Annotated in this window: 15 protein-coding genes; 7 read left to right on the top strand and 8 right to left on the bottom strand. The window is 62.7% G+C overall.

What is annotated here, in order from left to right:
* Positions 1-4 precede the first annotated feature (4 nt).
* The 4 genes from BSY16_RS25405 to BSY16_RS25420 all read right to left on the bottom strand — a co-directional run bounded on the left by BSY16_RS25405 (position 5) and on the right by BSY16_RS25420 (position 4,939).
* Positions 5-1,039 carry a histone deacetylase family protein gene (locus BSY16_RS25405; RefSeq protein ID WP_069062583.1) on the bottom strand — a complete coding sequence of 345 codons (1,035 nt, stop codon included), beginning with the start codon at positions 1,037-1,039 and terminating at the stop codon, positions 5-7.
* A gap of 13 nt (positions 1,040-1,052) precedes the next feature.
* A complete protein-coding gene (locus BSY16_RS25410; RefSeq protein ID WP_069062584.1) occupies positions 1,053-2,441 on the bottom strand; it encodes a glutamine synthetase family protein in 1,389 nt (462 codons plus the stop codon).
* On the bottom strand, positions 2,438-3,811 hold the full coding sequence (locus BSY16_RS25415; RefSeq protein ID WP_069062585.1) for a transaminase: 1,374 nt from the start codon (positions 3,809-3,811) through the stop codon (positions 2,438-2,440). The genes BSY16_RS25410 and BSY16_RS25415 overlap by 4 nt, the downstream gene beginning before the upstream one ends.
* Before the next feature lie 78 nt (positions 3,812-3,889).
* Positions 3,890-4,939: a helix-turn-helix domain-containing protein gene (locus BSY16_RS25420; protein ID WP_069062586.1), complete on the bottom strand. Its 1,050-nt coding sequence runs from the start codon at positions 4,937-4,939 to the stop codon at positions 3,890-3,892.
* A gap of 119 nt (positions 4,940-5,058) precedes the next feature.
* On the opposite strand from BSY16_RS25420, the gene BSY16_RS25425 reads away from it, so the two are divergent.
* Positions 5,059-6,108, top strand: coding sequence for a hypothetical protein (locus tag BSY16_RS25425; RefSeq protein WP_150130148.1), 1,050 nt, complete (start codon positions 5,059-5,061; stop codon positions 6,106-6,108).
* Positions 6,109-6,111: 3 nt separating this feature from the next.
* On the opposite strand, the gene BSY16_RS25430 is transcribed toward BSY16_RS25425, so the two are convergent.
* The 4 genes from BSY16_RS25430 to BSY16_RS25445 all read right to left on the bottom strand — a co-directional run bounded on the left by BSY16_RS25430 (position 6,112) and on the right by BSY16_RS25445 (position 10,294).
* The gene (locus tag BSY16_RS25430; protein ID WP_069062588.1) at positions 6,112-6,519 is read right to left on the bottom strand and encodes a DUF3307 domain-containing protein; all 408 of its coding nucleotides are present in this window, start codon (positions 6,517-6,519) and stop codon (positions 6,112-6,114) included.
* A 36-nt stretch (positions 6,520-6,555) separates the two neighbouring features.
* Positions 6,556-7,797: an AGE family epimerase/isomerase gene (locus tag BSY16_RS25435; protein ID WP_069062589.1), complete on the bottom strand. Its 1,242-nt coding sequence runs from the start codon at positions 7,795-7,797 to the stop codon at positions 6,556-6,558.
* A gap of 264 nt (positions 7,798-8,061) precedes the next feature.
* Positions 8,062-9,357 carry a glycosyltransferase gene (locus BSY16_RS25440; RefSeq protein WP_069062590.1) on the bottom strand — a complete coding sequence of 432 codons (1,296 nt, stop codon included), beginning with the start codon at positions 9,355-9,357 and terminating at the stop codon, positions 8,062-8,064.
* A gap of 4 nt (positions 9,358-9,361) precedes the next feature.
* Entirely contained in the window at positions 9,362-10,294 is a 933-nt protein-coding gene (locus BSY16_RS25445) for a GntR family transcriptional regulator (protein WP_069062591.1), read from the bottom strand.
* Positions 10,295-10,506: 212 nt separating this feature from the next.
* Here BSY16_RS25445 and BSY16_RS25450 point away from each other — a divergent pair, with 212 nt between their 5' ends.
* The 6 genes from BSY16_RS25450 to BSY16_RS25475 all read left to right on the top strand — a co-directional run bounded on the left by BSY16_RS25450 (position 10,507) and on the right by BSY16_RS25475 (position 16,030).
* Positions 10,507-11,565 (top strand): polyamine ABC transporter substrate-binding protein, encoded by a 1,059-nt coding sequence (locus BSY16_RS25450; protein WP_286157343.1) that lies wholly within the window; start codon positions 10,507-10,509, stop codon positions 11,563-11,565.
* Between the two features lie 166 nt (positions 11,566-11,731).
* A complete protein-coding gene (locus BSY16_RS25455) occupies positions 11,732-12,532 on the top strand; it encodes an ABC transporter permease (protein WP_069063695.1) in 801 nt (266 codons plus the stop codon).
* Positions 12,529-13,320 (top strand): ABC transporter permease, encoded by a 792-nt coding sequence (locus BSY16_RS25460; protein WP_069062593.1) that lies wholly within the window; start codon positions 12,529-12,531, stop codon positions 13,318-13,320. The genes BSY16_RS25455 and BSY16_RS25460 overlap by 4 nt, the downstream gene beginning before the upstream one ends.
* A complete protein-coding gene (locus BSY16_RS25465) occupies positions 13,317-14,369 on the top strand; it encodes an ABC transporter ATP-binding protein (protein ID WP_069062594.1) in 1,053 nt (350 codons plus the stop codon). Before BSY16_RS25460 ends, BSY16_RS25465 begins: the two co-directional genes overlap by 4 nt.
* A 13-nt stretch (positions 14,370-14,382) precedes the next feature.
* Positions 14,383-15,675 (top strand): nucleotide disphospho-sugar-binding domain-containing protein, encoded by a 1,293-nt coding sequence (locus BSY16_RS25470; protein WP_069062595.1) that lies wholly within the window; start codon positions 14,383-14,385, stop codon positions 15,673-15,675.
* Positions 15,668-16,030 (top strand): cupin domain-containing protein, encoded by a 363-nt coding sequence (locus BSY16_RS25475; RefSeq protein ID WP_069062596.1) that lies wholly within the window; start codon positions 15,668-15,670, stop codon positions 16,028-16,030. The genes BSY16_RS25470 and BSY16_RS25475 overlap by 8 nt, the downstream gene beginning before the upstream one ends.
* Positions 16,031-16,043 lie beyond the last annotated feature (13 nt).

The raw sequence follows: 16,043 nt of genomic DNA on the forward strand, positions 1-16,043 counted from the left end.
CGCGTCAAGCGCCTTCGAAACCCTGCAGGACATTCACCGCGTTGACGCCGAGCGCATCGACCGCATAGCCGCCCTCCATGACGAACAGCGTCGGCAGGCCGAAGTCGGCGACGCGGCGGCCGATCGTCAGGAAATGCTCGCTCTCCAGTTTGAACTGGGAGATCGGGTCGTCCTTGAAGGTATCGACGCCGAGCGAGATGACCAGGGCGCTGGGCGCGTACGCGCTGATCCTGGCATGCGCGTCTTCGAAGGCTGCAAGCCATTCCGGCCAGGCGGTGCCGGCAGGAAGCGGATAGTTGAGATTGTAGCCTTCGCCCTTGCCGGCGCCGCGTTCGCGGGCATAGCCGAGGTGGAAGGGGAATTCGAAATCCGGGTCGCCGTGCAGGCTGGCGAGCAGCACATCGTCACGGTCGTAGAAGATTTCCTGCGTGCCATTGCCGTGGTGGTAGTCCACGTCGAAGATCGCGACACGGCTGGGCCCGTTGTCAAGGAAGCGCTGGGCTGCGATGGCCGCGTTGTTGAGGTAGCAATAGCCGCCGAAGAAGTCGCGGCCGGCATGGTGACCGGGTGGGCGGCAGAGCGAGAAGGCGGCTTTTTCGCCCGCCAGCACGGCATCGGCGCCGGCAAGTGCGGTATCGGCGGCGCGTTTGGCCGCCTGCCATGTCGTCTCGGTGATCGAGCCGGCCATGTCGAAGGAATAATAGGAGAGGCGGGCGTCCAGCCCGGCGGGCGGGGCGTCGATCATCGGCATCGAGTGATGGCGCCAACTATAGGGCCAGACCTCGCCATCGCGGCCGGCGGCGCGCCATTCGGGGAACACCGTTTCCAGAAAATCGAGATAGTCGGGCGTGTGGATGCGTCCGATTGTGGCGCGCGGATAGGACGTCGGCTCGACAATCGGGCCGAGCCCGGCCTCCTTCACCCGCCGAAGCACGATTTCGGCGCGCTCCGGCTTCTCGAAGGTTTCGACGATGCGGCCGAAGGAAAGCTCCATGCCACTGTGATGCAGGTGATGGTCGGCAGTATAGAATGTCTTCATTGCATCCGCCCGATCAGACGACTTCGCCGTAGAGCGAGCGTTCGAGTGCCGTCACTTCGCTGGCAAACCGTCGATACTCGGCGCGTTTGAGCGCGAGGTAGACGTGGTGCAGCTTCTCGCCGAGTGCCTCCCTGAGGAAGGCGGATCGAGTTGCCGTTTCGATGGCGCCACGCCAATCCGGCGGCAACTCGTCGCCTGTACTCTCGGCATAGGTCGTGGTTTCCGGGCCGGGGTCGGCCTTCTCCAAAATACCCTTGCGCATGCCGGCAAGCACCGTGGCGCCGACGAGATAGGGGTTGGAATCGATGCCGGCTGCGCGCTGCTCGAGGTGACGGCCAGCGGAGGCGCCTGCCGGAATGCGGACCGCGACGCTCCGGTTGTTTGTGCCCCAGGTCGGCGTGGTCGGGGCGTAGCTCTGGGCGGAAAAGCGACGCCAGGAGTTGAAGTGCGGGGCGAAGACGAGCATGGACTCCTGCATCGTCTCCAGCAGCCCGGCGACGGCCTGTTTCAGGAGGGGCGCCAGCGTCTCGTCGCGATCGGCGAAGAGGTTGTTGCCTGCTGCGTCGGCAAGGCTGGCATGCACATGCATGCCGGAACCGGCGCGGCCGGCAAAGGGCTTTGCCATGAAGCAGGCCATCATGCCGTGGCGCACGGCAAGGCTGCGGATGAGGCGCTTCAGCATGGTAATATCGTCGGCGGCCCTGAGCGCGCTGCCGTGGCGCAATGTCAGCTCGAACTGACCCTGGGCATATTCCGATATCATGGTTTCGACGGGCAGGCCCTGCGCCTCGGCGCCGCGATAGACGGCATCGATGACGGGCTCAAGCCGGTCGAGTTCGGTGACGCCATAGACCTGGATGCCGTCCGGTCGTTCGCCGGAGAGCGGCAGGCGGAGCGGCTGGAAATTACCGTCCGCGGTGCGCTCGCGGTCGAGCAGATAGAATTCCAGCTCGTAGGCGAGCACGGGATGGTAACCATCGGCTTCGAGCAGCTTGACCTGACGGGCAAGGGCGTGCCGCGGATCGGCAGCCATCGGTGCACCATCCAGTTCGAAGAGGGCAAGGCGCAGTTCGCCGCGTGGTGGCGAGGTCCAGGGCAGGGGCACCAGCGAGCCGGCAATCGGCCAGGCGCGCCGGTCGGCATCGCCATCCGACCAGACGAGGCCGGTTTCCTCGACATCCTCACCGGTGACGTCGAGGCCGAGGATCGAGCCGGGCAGGTGGCGACCGGAGCGGAAGATCGGCAGCAGTTCATGCCGCCGGATGATTTTTCCGCGCGCAATACCATTGAGGTCGATCAGAACGAGATCGAAGGCTGTGATCTCTGGGTGGGCGGCAAGAAAGGCCTCCGCTTCGGAAGGATCAGCGGCTTCAGGCGGGCGGGCGGCGAGATCTCGGCTCACGCGGCTGCCCTCCGCTCGGCAAGGCGGCCGAGAACGGTGGCGAAGGCCTGGACGAGGCCATCCGCCTGCTTTTCCGAAAGCGCGGGGCTGACGAGAACCATGTTGTGGAAGGGCGTCAGCAGGTAGCCGAGGTTCAGCATGGACAGATGCAACGCAGCCTCGATCGTGTCGGAAGCGGCAGCGCGGGCTTCTGCCGCGTTACGCACTGGCACGGCTGAAAAGACGACTTCCAGCCGGGCGCCGACGCGCGAAACCGTCCAGTCGAGGCCGGCGGCGGCGATTGCCGCCTTGAAGCCCGCCTCGATGCGATCCGCGCGGGACTGCATGGTGCGGTATGCCTCTTCGGTCATCACGTGCTCCAGGCAGGCGCGCAGGCAGGCCAGTTGCAGCGCACTGCCTGAAAGCGTCGTGCCGATGCCGGAATGGCCATGGCCGCTCTGTTCGCGCCGAATGACGTGCAACTTGTCCGAAATCGCCTGCGTCATGCCCCAGACACTGACCGGAACGCCACCGCCGATCGGCTTTCCCATGACGATGAGGTCCGGTTCGAGTCCATACATCTTTGTGTAGCCACCAAGGCCGGTGGAGATGGTGTGCGTCTCGTCGATGAGAAGCAGCGTGCCGGCCGCGCGCGTCAGGCGGCGTAGTGCATCGTGGAAGCCGGGGTCGGGTGGGATCATGCCGCAATTCGTCATGACGGGTTCGGCGAGCACGCAGGCAATGTTGTGCGCGGCAAGCGCCTTTTCCAGCGCGGCTTCGTCGTTGAAGGGAATGGAAACGGTCAGTTCGCCGAGATCGCGCACCTGGCCAAGCAGGTTGCGGCGCGAAATCGTCTTGCCGTCGACGAGATCGACCAGCGTGTCATCCACGGCGCCATGATAGCAGCCGTCGAAGACGAGCAGCTTTGCCCGGCCGGTGACGGCGCGCGCCACGCGGATGGCAAAACGGTTGGCGTCGCTTGCGGTGGCGCCGAGCTGCCAGCGCGGCAGGCCGAAATGCTCCACTAGCAGACGGCCGACGATCTGCGCATCGGAGGAGGGCAGCATGGTGGTGAGGCCGCGTGTGCCTGCATTCTTCAGGGCTTCGAGAACTGGGACCGGACCATGGCCGAACATCGCGCCCGTGTCGCCGAGGCAGACGTCGACAATGCGGTTGCCGTCGATATCGACGAGTTCAGCGCCGCTCGCCTGATCGATCACGACGGGAAAGGGGGTTGGCCAGTCGAGCATCCAATGCTGCGGCACGCCATCGAAGAAGCCCGATGTGGCCTCGTCATGGGCTGCGGCGCAGCGCGGCCGTTTTGCGCGAAAAATCTCCGATTCCGCCTTGACAAGCGCGTGGGCACGCGCCTCCAGGTTCGCCCTCTCCATCCCGTTCTCCAGCAGGTCATTCAGTAAATGTGATCACATATTGGTTGATGTGATTTCAAGTGTCAAACGACAAGATGGTTACAGCGTGCTGACGATGCGCAACCAGTCATGCACGGAGGTGGCCGATTGTTTTTCGGCCGGACCAAGGGAGAGGGGGCCGCGATCGCCCATGTCGCGTACCTCGCTCGGGCTCATGCCGAACTGGTTGCGGAAGGCGCGCGAGAACGCGGAGATATCAGCGAAACCGCAGGCATAGGCAATCTCTCCGACGCCGCGCTTGCGATCGTTCGTCAGCATGTCGAAGGCTGCACGAAGCCGACGCGTGCGGATGTAATCGGTCACGCCGCCAATCGGTTCGAACAGGCGGTACAGTGAGGCACGCGACAGGCCGAACATCTTGCAGAGATGATCCGGGCCGAGATCCGCCATGGCAGTATGCTGCTCGATATAGCGGCGGATCTGCATGATGACCGCGCCCCGCACGGTGGGGCCAGACTGCTGGCGCTCGGTTATCTTCGGTCCGACCAGGTTCGTGACGAGATTCGCGGTGGCGGTAACGATCGTCGGCGCATCGGCCTGCGTGATGTCCGGAAGGTCCTCAAAAAGGGCGCGCAGATGGCTGCCGATCAGCCGGGCGGTGCTCGTCGATCGCTTGAAAAGCAGACCGTGCAGGCCATCGTTCTGCACATCCTTGCTGAACAGCAGGTGGCGCGGCAGCACCAGCGTCAGGTTGTGGCAGTGCTGCGTCTCGGAATGCATGGGCCGTGTCAGATCGAAGATGGACACATCGCCTGCTTCGACCAGCATCGTTTCACCGTTGACGGTCCGCAGATCGCTGCCGGCAAGGGTCACCTGCACGAGGATGAGGTCGAGCCCACTGCGGGCGATACGGGAGGGGTCACGGGAAAAAGTGTAGGTGGTGCCCAGCATGTCGGCGACGAAAAACAGGGCCGGTCCCATGAAGTAGGTGGAGAGCTCGGCGCGAAAATCGTCAATCCGTTCCGGTGTTGCAATGGTCGTGCGGAAGACCGGATCGAGCGTCTCGGCAAAGAGCTGGCTATCCCGGCGACAATCGGCTCCGGGTGCAGCAGATACGGAATTGGTCGGCAACTTGGCGGCGGGAGTCATTGCATCTCACGACAGTCGGACAACAGGTGCATGACCTATCAAGGAATAGGTACGGGCGAAGGTTCCTGAAAATTCGTCACGGTGTCGGGTTTGCCGTTTTGGCACGGTGTCTCATTCTTTTGGCTTCCCGTCTCATATTGCGCATTCGGGTTAGTATTACAATTGACAGTTTCAACGGGCTGCAACCCCATGGAAAAATATGGGTCCATTTGGACCTGCGGTGTTGTGACAAGAAAAAGACAAATCGCGCCGCTCCGGATTGGGGAAGTGCATACATGGATCAGCATACGTTTGAAGACAGTGCGGTGGCGTTTCGCGTACCACCGTTCGAATTTCTGAGCGCGCCCGGATTTGGGCAGACTCGGGACCGGCTGATTGCCGGCAAGCTCGCCCTCTATGAAGGCAATCATCTGTTCAACCGGATGATCCTGGAGGAGGGCCGTTTTCTCTGTTATCTCGCGGCCTTGTCGCTTCATGCCGGTCAGGACATGGCGCAGCCGCCCACATGGCTGACGCTCGGGCGCCTTCAGCGCGAAGTGACCCAACTGGGTGTCGCGAGCCGCAACCGCGTCGAGGCGCAGGTCTCCTGCCTGCGCAAATACGGCTTTCTGACACAGCAACCGCATGCCTCGGATCGGCGCGTTCGGCTGCTCGTGCCGAGCGCTACGCTTCTGGCCCGCGATGCCGGCATTCTCGGGCTTCTCGTGACGGCCCTATCGGATTTCGGCCTGTCCCCTATCGCAAAACACAGCGGTCCGCTTCCCCCGGATCTGCATCGTGCCATGCGGCGCGTGACATTGGCGCATCTGTCGGGCCTTAGCCGGCTCATCCGCCGGCATTTGCCGCTTGCCCCGTTCTTCGCGCACGACTGCGGCTATATGATCCTGCTGCTTCTCCTGCGCGACGCGCGTGAAAACGGCGATAGCATGGTTCCCACCGGATATCAGAGGCTTGCCACGCAAACCGGTGTTTCGCGCACCCATGTCCGTCGCATCATCGAGGCCGCGCGTGACGCCGGTCTGCTGACGACGGCGACGCGCGGTGGTCATGATATATGCCTGACGCCGTCGATGTGGCATGCCGCCAATCGCTGGTTTGCAGACAATATGGCCCTGACCGACCTGCTGCTGCGCGAAGCAACGGTCCGCCCTCCGGCCGCGGCCGACTGACGGTTAAGAAGCAGAACCCGCGGCGGCGAGAAGGATCGCCAGACCAACATGCGTCAGGTGATGCAGGGTCTGGTCCACGCCGAGAAGCCACCAGAAGGCCGATTGCCGGGGCGTCAGCTTCTGGTGACGCGTAGCGATGCTTTTCAGCCGGTCTATCGTGCCATGAACCAGGGCGTCGGCAAGGCCGAGCCAGGCCAGTGGTGGCGACACGAAGAGGAAAAGGGCGGTGGTCAATGCCCCGTGCAGGCCCGCATGGGCTGCAAGCGGCAGGAACCAGCCGTCCGGCTGTTCCTTGCCCACCACCATCCAGTCCGTCTGGAGCAGAAAATCCGCCAGGAAGTGTTTGGCGAGGAACGCCACCAAGGCGGCGGCGATCCACGCGGTCGAGATCTGGTCTGGTATGTCGATCATTCCACTCCCGTCTGCCTGGCGGCAGGAGCAGGCGGCCTAGTGGCCGCCGGCCTCGATGATGCCCTTGGTCAGACTGCCTGTCGCCGGATAGAGCGGGATCAGGCAGGCCTGGAGCGCATGATAGATGTCACCCTTGCCGGCGAAAAGGGTGTAACTCGGCACAAGGTCTTCGGTGAGTTCTTCATGCCAGCCACCGCGGTCCTGATCGAGGAAATGGCGGGCAATGGAATCCCAGATCTTGCGATACCAGGTCTCGTGGAAATCGCTCGGCAGATGTTCGGCAAGGAAGGCCGCCGCACCGACACCCTCGGCCATCGGCCACCACAGCTTGTTGCGCTTTGCCGGTTCGTCGTTCCAGTCGAGCGTATAGAAGAAGCCGCCCTTTTCGTTATCCCAGCCCAACGCGATGGACTGCGCGAACAGCGCCTTGGCAGCTTCCGGCATCCAGGCGTGTTTCTTGCCGCCGAGGGCATAGAGCTGGAGGATGAGACGAGCCCATTCCAGCCAATGGCCGGGCGTGGTGCCGGAGGGGCGGAACATCTCGTGGCCGCGATATTCCTTGTCGAGTACCCAGTTCTCGTCAAAATGCTCGGGCACGCGAAAACCGTTTTCCCCTGCACGGCGGCGAATGACGAGGTCGACCACGCGTTCAGCCTTGTCGAGATAGGCCTTTTCGCCCGTCGCCTCGAACGCCGCCATCAGCGCTTCCGTCAGGTGCATATTGGAATTCTGGCCGCGATAGCCGGGAACCGGCGTCCAGTCCGCGTCGAACTCTTCGGCAATCGCGCCGTGCTTGTCTTCCCAGAAGCGCTTTTCCAGCACGTCTGTGACATCGGCGATCATGCGATCGGCATCGGGATGGCCGGCAAGCTTGGCGCTTGACGCGGCGAGCAGCACGAAGGCATGGCCATAGCCCTGCTTGCTGGAATCCAGCAGGCCGGAATTGTCGAGCGACCAATGGTAGCCGCCACGCTCCTGGTCACGGTGCTTTTCCCAGAGGTATTTCATGCCGTGATCGACAAGATCGTCGGAACCCGGGCGGCCGAGCAGGCTGCCGATGGAAAAGCAATGCACCATGCGGGCGGTCGAGTGGATGCCGCGCACCGGGTTGCCGGCGTTGAGGGGGCGGCCTTCGGCATCCAGCTCGTGGAAGCCGCCGACCGGATTGAAGGCCCGGTTCTGGAAGAAGTCGAAGAGGCGGTTTGCTTCCCGCCAGAGCCATTGACGGTGATAGTCGCGCTTGCGCCAAGCCGTACCGAGATGTCCCGTTGCGCCCATGATGCGTTCTCCTTTTTGATCGGTCCGCATTGTTGTGCCCTCAGCCGAAGCCTCGCCGGAGCGCGGGGGGAGTTGCCGTGGCGTGGGGATCACGCACGGCCCGCAACGCTCGCAATGACGGCTGGCCTCGACAGGTGGGGAGGGGAGTTATGGCCCAGAAAGGAAAGTGCTGCAACCCGCGAACGGGACGTCTCAAGCAGGCGTGTCATGCCGGCTCAGTGGGCCTCACTACCGAAGGATGTGCTCTGCTTCTCGTCGAGGTCGTCAGACGGAAGCGCGCGCAACCCCGGCCACACCGGTGGCGATCCGCGCGATTTCTTCCGCGGCGCGTGTTGCTCCGGCCGCCTTATGCATCTTTGCTGCATTGGCCTTCAGTCGCACACGCATCGCCTCGTCGCCGAGCAGGCCTTCTATCGCGTTTGCAAGCTCGGCATCGCTCCAGTCATAGCGGCCAAGCCGCCGTCCGACGCCGGTCTCGGCGGCGCGGGCAGCGTTGTCGTGGCCGTCCCAGCAATAGGGCATGATGAGAGACGGGACGCCGTAGTAGAGCGCTTCGCAGAAGGAATTGTTGCCGCCGTGATGGATGAACAGGCTCGCCTGCTCGACGACCGAGGGCTGCGGAAACCAGCTGTCGATGAAGACATTGTCCGGCACCTCGCGGTATTCCTCCCGCCAGTGCCCGGCATTGACGAGGAAGCGATAGGGAAGTGTCGCGAAGACGCCGATCATGCGTTTCATCATGGCAACGTCCATCGCGCCGAGCGAGCCAAAACTCGTCAGTACCAGCGGCGCCTCATTGTGGCTGGCAAAGCGCGGCGGCGTATAAGGCGCTTCATGGCGTACACAGCCGTCGAGGAAAACGAAGTTTTCCGGATCGAGCGGCGTGCGGCGCTCATGTCGGATGATGTCCGGTGCAAGCAGCAGGTTCAGCCAGGGTGACGGATCGAGGAAATTCGGTGGTGTCGGTGCCTTGAGGCCGCACTCGGCGAGGAAGCCGGCGAAGCGCCTGTGCGCTGGGGCCACCGTCTTTTCGTATCCTGTAGCAAAGGTCGACCATGCCGCGCGCTCGTCGTGGCCGCAGCCGGAAAGATAAGGCGGGACATTCGCATCGGGAATTTCCGTCTCGGCGCAGGAAACGACGCGAATCCACGGTACGCCGGCATTGGCGATGGCCGGGAACATCACGACATTGTCGAGCACGATGGCATCCGGCTTCAACCGTCCGAGAAGTTGGCGCAGTGGCTCTTCCACCCGCATCGCCGTATCGACGATCGCCTCCCAGGTCGGGCCGACATAGCTCTCGAGTTGATCGAGCGGCGCCTGACGAAAGGCGTCTTGGTGGCGTGCGATGAAATCGTTCCAGTCCGTCGGCGCTGCATCGGCATCGGTCAGTTGATGTTCGGCAAAACCGTACTCTGCAAAAACCCCGCTGAAGCCCGGATGGCAGATGAAGACCGGGCGGTGGCCCAACCGTCGCAGTTCCTGGGCGATGCCGACGCAGTTCAGCGCCGCGCCGTAGCTCGCTTCCGGAAAGAGGGCGATGGTCTTTGCTGGCGCCATGGGGCTAACGCACGACAAGCTTGAAAGCGGGAGGGACACCACGGCCGGCAAGCCGGGGGCGCTGTGATTGGGAGAGCTGTATATGCACACGCATCAGATCGGCGGCAAGCTCCATCTGGCCGCGCTCGATCTGTTCAAGGATCTGAATATGCTCGAGGTTCGACTGCATCAGCCGGAACGCGTTGACATGGCCGGCCGGCGGGCTCGCGCGGCGGCGGCGGTGATGGTTGGTGAGCGCCTCGGCCATGAAAGGGTTGCCGCAGGAGCGCGCGATCAAGAGATGGAAATCGACGTCCGTGCGGTCGAAGAGTTTGCGGTCGAACGCCGTCTCGTTCATGCCGCGCAGGATGAGCATGGATTGGCGCAGCGCCGTCATCGCGGGAATGTCTCGCTTGAAGTCCGGCAGCGTCAGTGCAAGCGGCTCGGTCGCAAGGCGGAATTCGTAGCTCTTCGCAGCCGCATCACCACTGATCGCAAACTGTTTTAGCAGCCACTGCTGGCCGGCGCCGCGCTCCGCCAGGTTTTCCTCCGATAGTTTCATCAGCGCATTTTGTACCGCCTGGCGCGAGACATCATAGCGACGCTGAAGCGCGGCAACTGTCTGGTTCTCGGTTATGCGTCCGGCAGCGAGGTCACGCAGGATCGCCGCATAAATCTCGTTCTCGCCCTCTCCATCCGTCGTGTCTTCGAGCCGCGCCGTGGCGACCGGGTCGACCGCAAGAAGATAGCCGCCCTCGGCATCGGCCGTCACCAGGTCCCGTTCGGCAAGAATCTGCAAAGCCTTGCGGATCGGTGTTCTCGACACATTGCAGAGCGACGCGAGGGCCTGCTCGGCCAGCCGCTCGCCCGGCGTCATGCCGCGCTCGCCTGCGACGTCCAGTATTTTTTGCGCCAATTCGACATGGCGAAAGTTGGTGCGCTTCGGCTCCGGGGTCATCTGCGGTTTCTGCCCTCTATCACCGCGCATGCTGCCCTTTGAGGCGTTGTTTCGCAAGTCCGGAAAAGCGGATTTGCGCTCGCTGCACAAAAATGGCGAAAGCCTATTGACGTATTTTTTTTCTAAATAATACTGCCATGCGAGGGGAATGAGACCGGAGAACCGGCGCGCCCTTCAAAGAGGTTGGAACAATCGAAACAAGGGAGTCTTCCGTGAACGCGAAGAACCGACTGACTGCGTCCGCAGCGGCCGCGGCGCTTCTTGCCGCATGCCTTTCGGCGGGCGCGGCCGCCGCCGCCGATCTCGTCATCTCGAACTGGGATGGCTACATGGCGCCTGATATCGCCGATGCCTTCAAGGCCGCGACGGGGCTGGAGATCGAGGTGGTCAACCATGCCACCAACGAAGAGGTCATGGGCAAGTTGATGGCGAGCGGTGGCAAGGGCTACGACGTCGTCTTCGTCTCCTCGCCGTTTGCCGAAATCCTGAACGGGCAGGGGCTCGCCGAACCGATCGACAAGGCCGCCGTACCGAACCTCGCCAATCTTTATCCCGAAGCGACCACGCTTGCCTATGACCCCGGCAACACCTTCTCCGTGCCCTATACCTGGGGCTCGACGGGTCTGTGCTACCGCTCCGACCTCGTGGAGGGCACGCCGGACAGCTGGATGAACCTGCTCCAGCCGACCGACAAGCTGAAGGGCAAGACCACAATGCTCGCCACCGACCGCTGGCTGATGGCGGCCGGCGAGCTGGCCAAGGGATATTCGGTCAACGAGAAGGACCCGGCGAAGCTGGAGGAGGTGAAGAACCTCCTCATCGAGGCGAAGAAAACCTTGCTCGCCTATGACGACACGACCTTTTATTCGAAGCTCGTTTCGGCGGAAGCCTCGCTGGTGCAGGCCTGGGATGGCTGGTGCAATTACGGCATCACCGAGAACAAGGCCATCAAGTTCGTCGTGCCGAAGGAAGGCTCCGATCTCTGGATCGACACGATCGTCGTGATGAAGAGTTCTGAGAACAAGGAAGCGGCGATGAAGTTCATCAACTTCATCCTCGACGCCAAGAACCACGCCTGGGCGGCACAGAACATTCTCTACAAGGTGCCGAACAAGGCGGCGATGGAAAGCCTCGACAAGGCTCTGGCCGAGCAATATCCGAACATGGCCATGGCCCCGGCCGACCTCGTGAAATTCGAACTGCTGCGCGATCTCGGCACCGCGCAAAAAGACTATTCGCGCATCGTGAGCGAGATCAAGGCCGCGAACTGATCACGCGTTTCCTCCGTGGCGGTTCGTGCCGCCGCGGAGCATTCCAATCCTGAATCCATCGATGCGCGGGCGCCGATTGCGGCCCCGCGGGAGCAGAATATTGTCCTTCAACGCCACCAGACCGACCCTGCTCGCCGCGCCCGGCGTTGCCTGGCTCGTCGCCTTCATGGTGGTGCCGTGCCTGCTGGTGCTGAGCTATGCTTTCTTCCAGCGCGGCGTCTGGGGCGGGGTGGAATATACGTTCACGCTGGAAAACTTCGCCCGCGTCGTCGATCCGCTTTACGCAAAGATCTTTCTCAATTCCGCGCGCATCGCGCTGACGGCGACGGTGGTCGCAATCCTCATCGCCTATCCCGCCGCTTATGCGATCTCGCGCGCGCCAAGAATGACGCAGCCGATCCTGCTGTTCTTCGCGGTTCTGCCCTTCTGGAGCAACTACCTGATCCGCACCTACGCCTGGATCGTGCTGCTCAACCGTGAAGGCCTGATCAACAATCTGCTGCGCACGCTCGGCTATACGGGCGAGCCGCTCTCGATGCTCTATACCGAGAGTGCCGTCATCATTGGCCTCGTCTACAATTACCTGCCCTTCGTCATCCTTGCGATCTATTCCACACTCTCGCGGCTGAACCCGGAACTGATGGAAGCCTCGCGCGATCTCGGCGCCGGTCCCGTCCGCACCTTCTTGCGTGTCACGCTGCCACTCACTCTGCCGGGCGTTGCCGCCGGTGGCGTCTTCGTCTTCGTGCTCTCCATCGGCAATTTCGTGACACCCGCCCTGCTCGGCGGCGGGCGGTTCCAGATGGTCGGCAATCTCGTCTACGATCAGTTCCTGACCGCCAATGACTGGCCCTTCGGCGCAGCGCTGGGTGCGGCGCTGATCCTGACCATGATCGTGCTGCTTCTCCTGCAAGCCCGCGCCACGGCGCATGCCTCCGGCGAGCGAAAAGCGGAGGCGGAGCGATGAGCGCGGCCCTTTCCCGCAAGCTGCCGGGCCGTATCGTTCTCTTGCTGGTCTTCGGCTTCCTCTACCTGCCGATCGCCGTGCTGGTGCTGCTCTCCTTCAACGACAGCGGCCTGCCGACCTCCTGGTCCGGCTTTTCCACCCGCTGGTACGGCGCGCTGGTAGCCAATACCGATATCCTGCGCGCCGCCTGGAACACGCTGATCGTCGCCGTCTTCGCGACCGTCATCTCCACGGTGCTCGGCACCCTGCTGGCGCTCGGCATGGAAACGCGGCGGCGGAAAAGCAACGGGCTGGAAGCGCTCGCCTTCGCGCCGATGGTCATCCCCGATATCGTGCTTGCGGTGGCGCTTCTCACCTTCTTCTCGCGCCTCGGCCTGGCGATGGGCCTGCACACCATCATCATCAGCCACGTCATCTTCGACCTCGCCTTCGTCTGCTCGGTGGTGCGGGCGCGGCTGAAACATTTCGACTTTTCCATCGTCGAGGCCTCGCGTGATCTCGGCGCCTCCGGCTGGACGACCTTCTGGCGCGTCACCTTTCGGGTGCTGCTGCCGTCGATTGTCGCGGGCGCGCTGCTCGCCTTCACGCTCTCGGTCGACGAGTTCATCATCGCCTTCTTCACGGCGGGCGCCGGGCGCTCGTCGATCACCCTTCCCATGCAGATCTATTCGATGATCCGCTTCGGCATCACGCCGGAGGTCAACGCGCTCGCCACCGTCGTGATGGGCGTCAGCGCGACGGCGCTCCTGATCTCGCAATGGCTCAACAGAGAACAGCAGGTCCCATGACGTCATCGAACAACCCGATCCTGCGTATCGAGGGCGTCGGCAAGTCATTCGGGCCGGTGACGGCGGTCGACAATGTTTCGCTCGACATCCGCGAGAACGAATTCTTCGCGCTGCTCGGTCCATCGGGCTGCGGCAAGACCACGCTGCTGCGCATGCTCGCCGGCTTCGAGAGCCTGACTACAGGCCGCATCCTGCTCGAAGGCAAGGATATCTCGCCGCTGCCGCCGGAAAAGCGGCCGCTCAACCTGATGTTCCAGTCCTATGCGCTGTTTCCCCATATGACGGTGCGGCAGAACCTGTCCTACGGCCTCGAAATGGAGCGCTTCCCCAAGGCCGATATCCGCCGCCGGGTCGACGACACGATGGGAATGACGGACCTGACGCCCTTTGCCGACCGAAAGCCGGATCAACTGTCCGGTGGTCAAAAGCAGCGCGTGGCGCTCGCCCGTGCGCTGGTGAAGCGGCCGAAGGTGCTGCTGCTGGACGAACCGCTCGGCGCGCTCGACAAGAAGCTGCGCGAACGGATGCAGCTTGAACTGAAGCGCATGCAGAACGAAGCCGGCATCACCTTCATCATCGTGACGCATGACCAGGAGGAAGCGCTGGTGATGGCCGACCGTATGGCGATCCTGAAGGACGGGCGCCTGTTGCAGGTCGGGGCGCCGGAAGAGGTCTATGAGCGCCCGACCGACCGGTTCGTGGCGAATTTCATCGGCGTGATGAATTTCATCGACGGCAAGGTGGGCGTCGATGGCCTCTTCGCTGCGGAAGGCCTCCAGGTGAAGGCTGCGGGTGGGAAACCCGGAGCGGCGACGCTTGCCATCCGCCCGGAAAACATCGTCATCGGCCCGCCGGGGGATCATCCGGTCGCCGGCACGATTGCCGATATCGCTTATCACGGGCTCGACCGGGTGCTGCATGTCAAAACCGCGGCTAGCGAGGCGCCACTTCAGGTCCGCATCCCCGCGAGCGGGGCGGGCAACTGGAAGATCGGCGATGTGCTGAGCCTCAAGATCGACCCGGCGAAATGCCGGCTCTTCCATGAATAAAGAGGGAAACACCATGTCCAAGACGATAGCATTCTTCCCGGAAGCGGCCTTCGGGCCGGCGCTGAACTCGGTCGGCATCGCCCAAGCCGTCGAGGCGCTCGGTCACAAGGCGGTCTTCCTGTCCGATCCCGGCTTCGTCTCCGTCTATGAAGGATATGGTTTCGAGGCCCATGCGGTGAACCTCTCCGAGCCCATGCCGCCGGAGCAGATGGCGAAATTCTGGGAGGATTTTATCAACGGCCACATCCCGAATTTCCGGAAATCCCCCTACGACCAGGTCGACAACTACGTAAAGGATTGCTGGACGGCAATCGTCGACAGCGCCAAATGGGCCCAAAAAGACCTGCCAGGCGTGTTGGCAAGAATCAAACCGGACCTCATCTGTGTCGACAACGTCATTCTCTTCCCGGCAATCAAGCAGTTCGGCAAACCCTGGGTGCGCATTATCTCCTGCTCGGAAAACGAGATCGAAGACCCAGAGATTCCACCGCACCTTTCCGGCTGCGGCGAGAAGGATTTTGCCGGCCATACCGCCTATCGCGATCACTTCAACGCGGTGATCAAGCCGATCCACGACGATTTCAACGGCTTCCTCGGCGAGAACGGCGAGGCGGCCTATCCGATCGGCCAGTTCTTCGAGGCCTCGCCCTTCATGAACCTGCTACTCTATCCGGAGGCGGTGAAGTTCGACCGCGAACATGCGCTCGATCCGAAACAGTTCCAGTATCTCGAAGGCTGCGTGCGCAAGGAAAAGCCCTACGAGGTGCCGGCGTTCTCCGAAAACAACGACAGGCCGTTGCTGTATATTTCCTTCGGCTCGCTCGGAGCGGGGGACACCGATCTCCTGAAGCGCCTGATTACGACGATCGGCAAGTTGCCCTATCGCGCGCTGGTCAATGTCGGCGACTACAAGGATCAGTATGAGGACCTGCCGGGCAACATCATCGTCGACAGCTGGTTCCCGCAGCCGTCTCTTATTCCGCAGGTCGATGCGGTAATCCATCACGGTGGCAACAACTCGTTCACGGAGTGCCTCTATTTCGGCAAGCCGGCAATCATCATGCCCTATGTCTGGGATGGTCACGATAACGCGACCCGCGTCGACGAGACCGGCCACGGTTTCAAGATGCCGCGCTACGACTGGGCAGATCCGGACCTTGCGGCAAAACTCGACGCCTGCGTCAACAACCCGACCATGAAGACACGCCTTGCCGCCACCAGCGCGCATATGCAGGCGCGCAACGGCCCGAAGAAGGCGGCCGGCATTCTCGACGAACTTGTGAAGACGGGTGCCTACAATGGTTGAGACGACAAAATCCTCCGCCCCGCATATCTACGAGGCCACGACCTTTCCCGATCTCGTCGACTGGGGCAGCCAGCCGGATAGTCTTGAGGGCCAGTCCCATTCCTCCGGTCGCCTCGTCTTCAAGGGGCCGAACAACCAGCCCGAATCCGGCATCTGGGTCTGCACGCCCGGCCGCTGGCGGCTGTCGATCCCGCGCGACGAATTCTGCCATTTCGTGGCGGGAAGGGCGGTCTATCGTTCGGATGACGGCGAGGTCATCGAGGTCGAGGCCGGCACCGTCGTCCTGTTCCGGGCCGGCTGGACCGGCGAATGCACTGTCATCGAGACCATGCGCAATATCTACATGCTGGCCTGACGCAAAAAGAAAC

The sequence above is a fragment of the Sinorhizobium sp. RAC02 genome, assembly GCF_001713395.1.
Classification (GTDB): Bacteria; Pseudomonadota; Alphaproteobacteria; order Rhizobiales; family Rhizobiaceae; genus Shinella.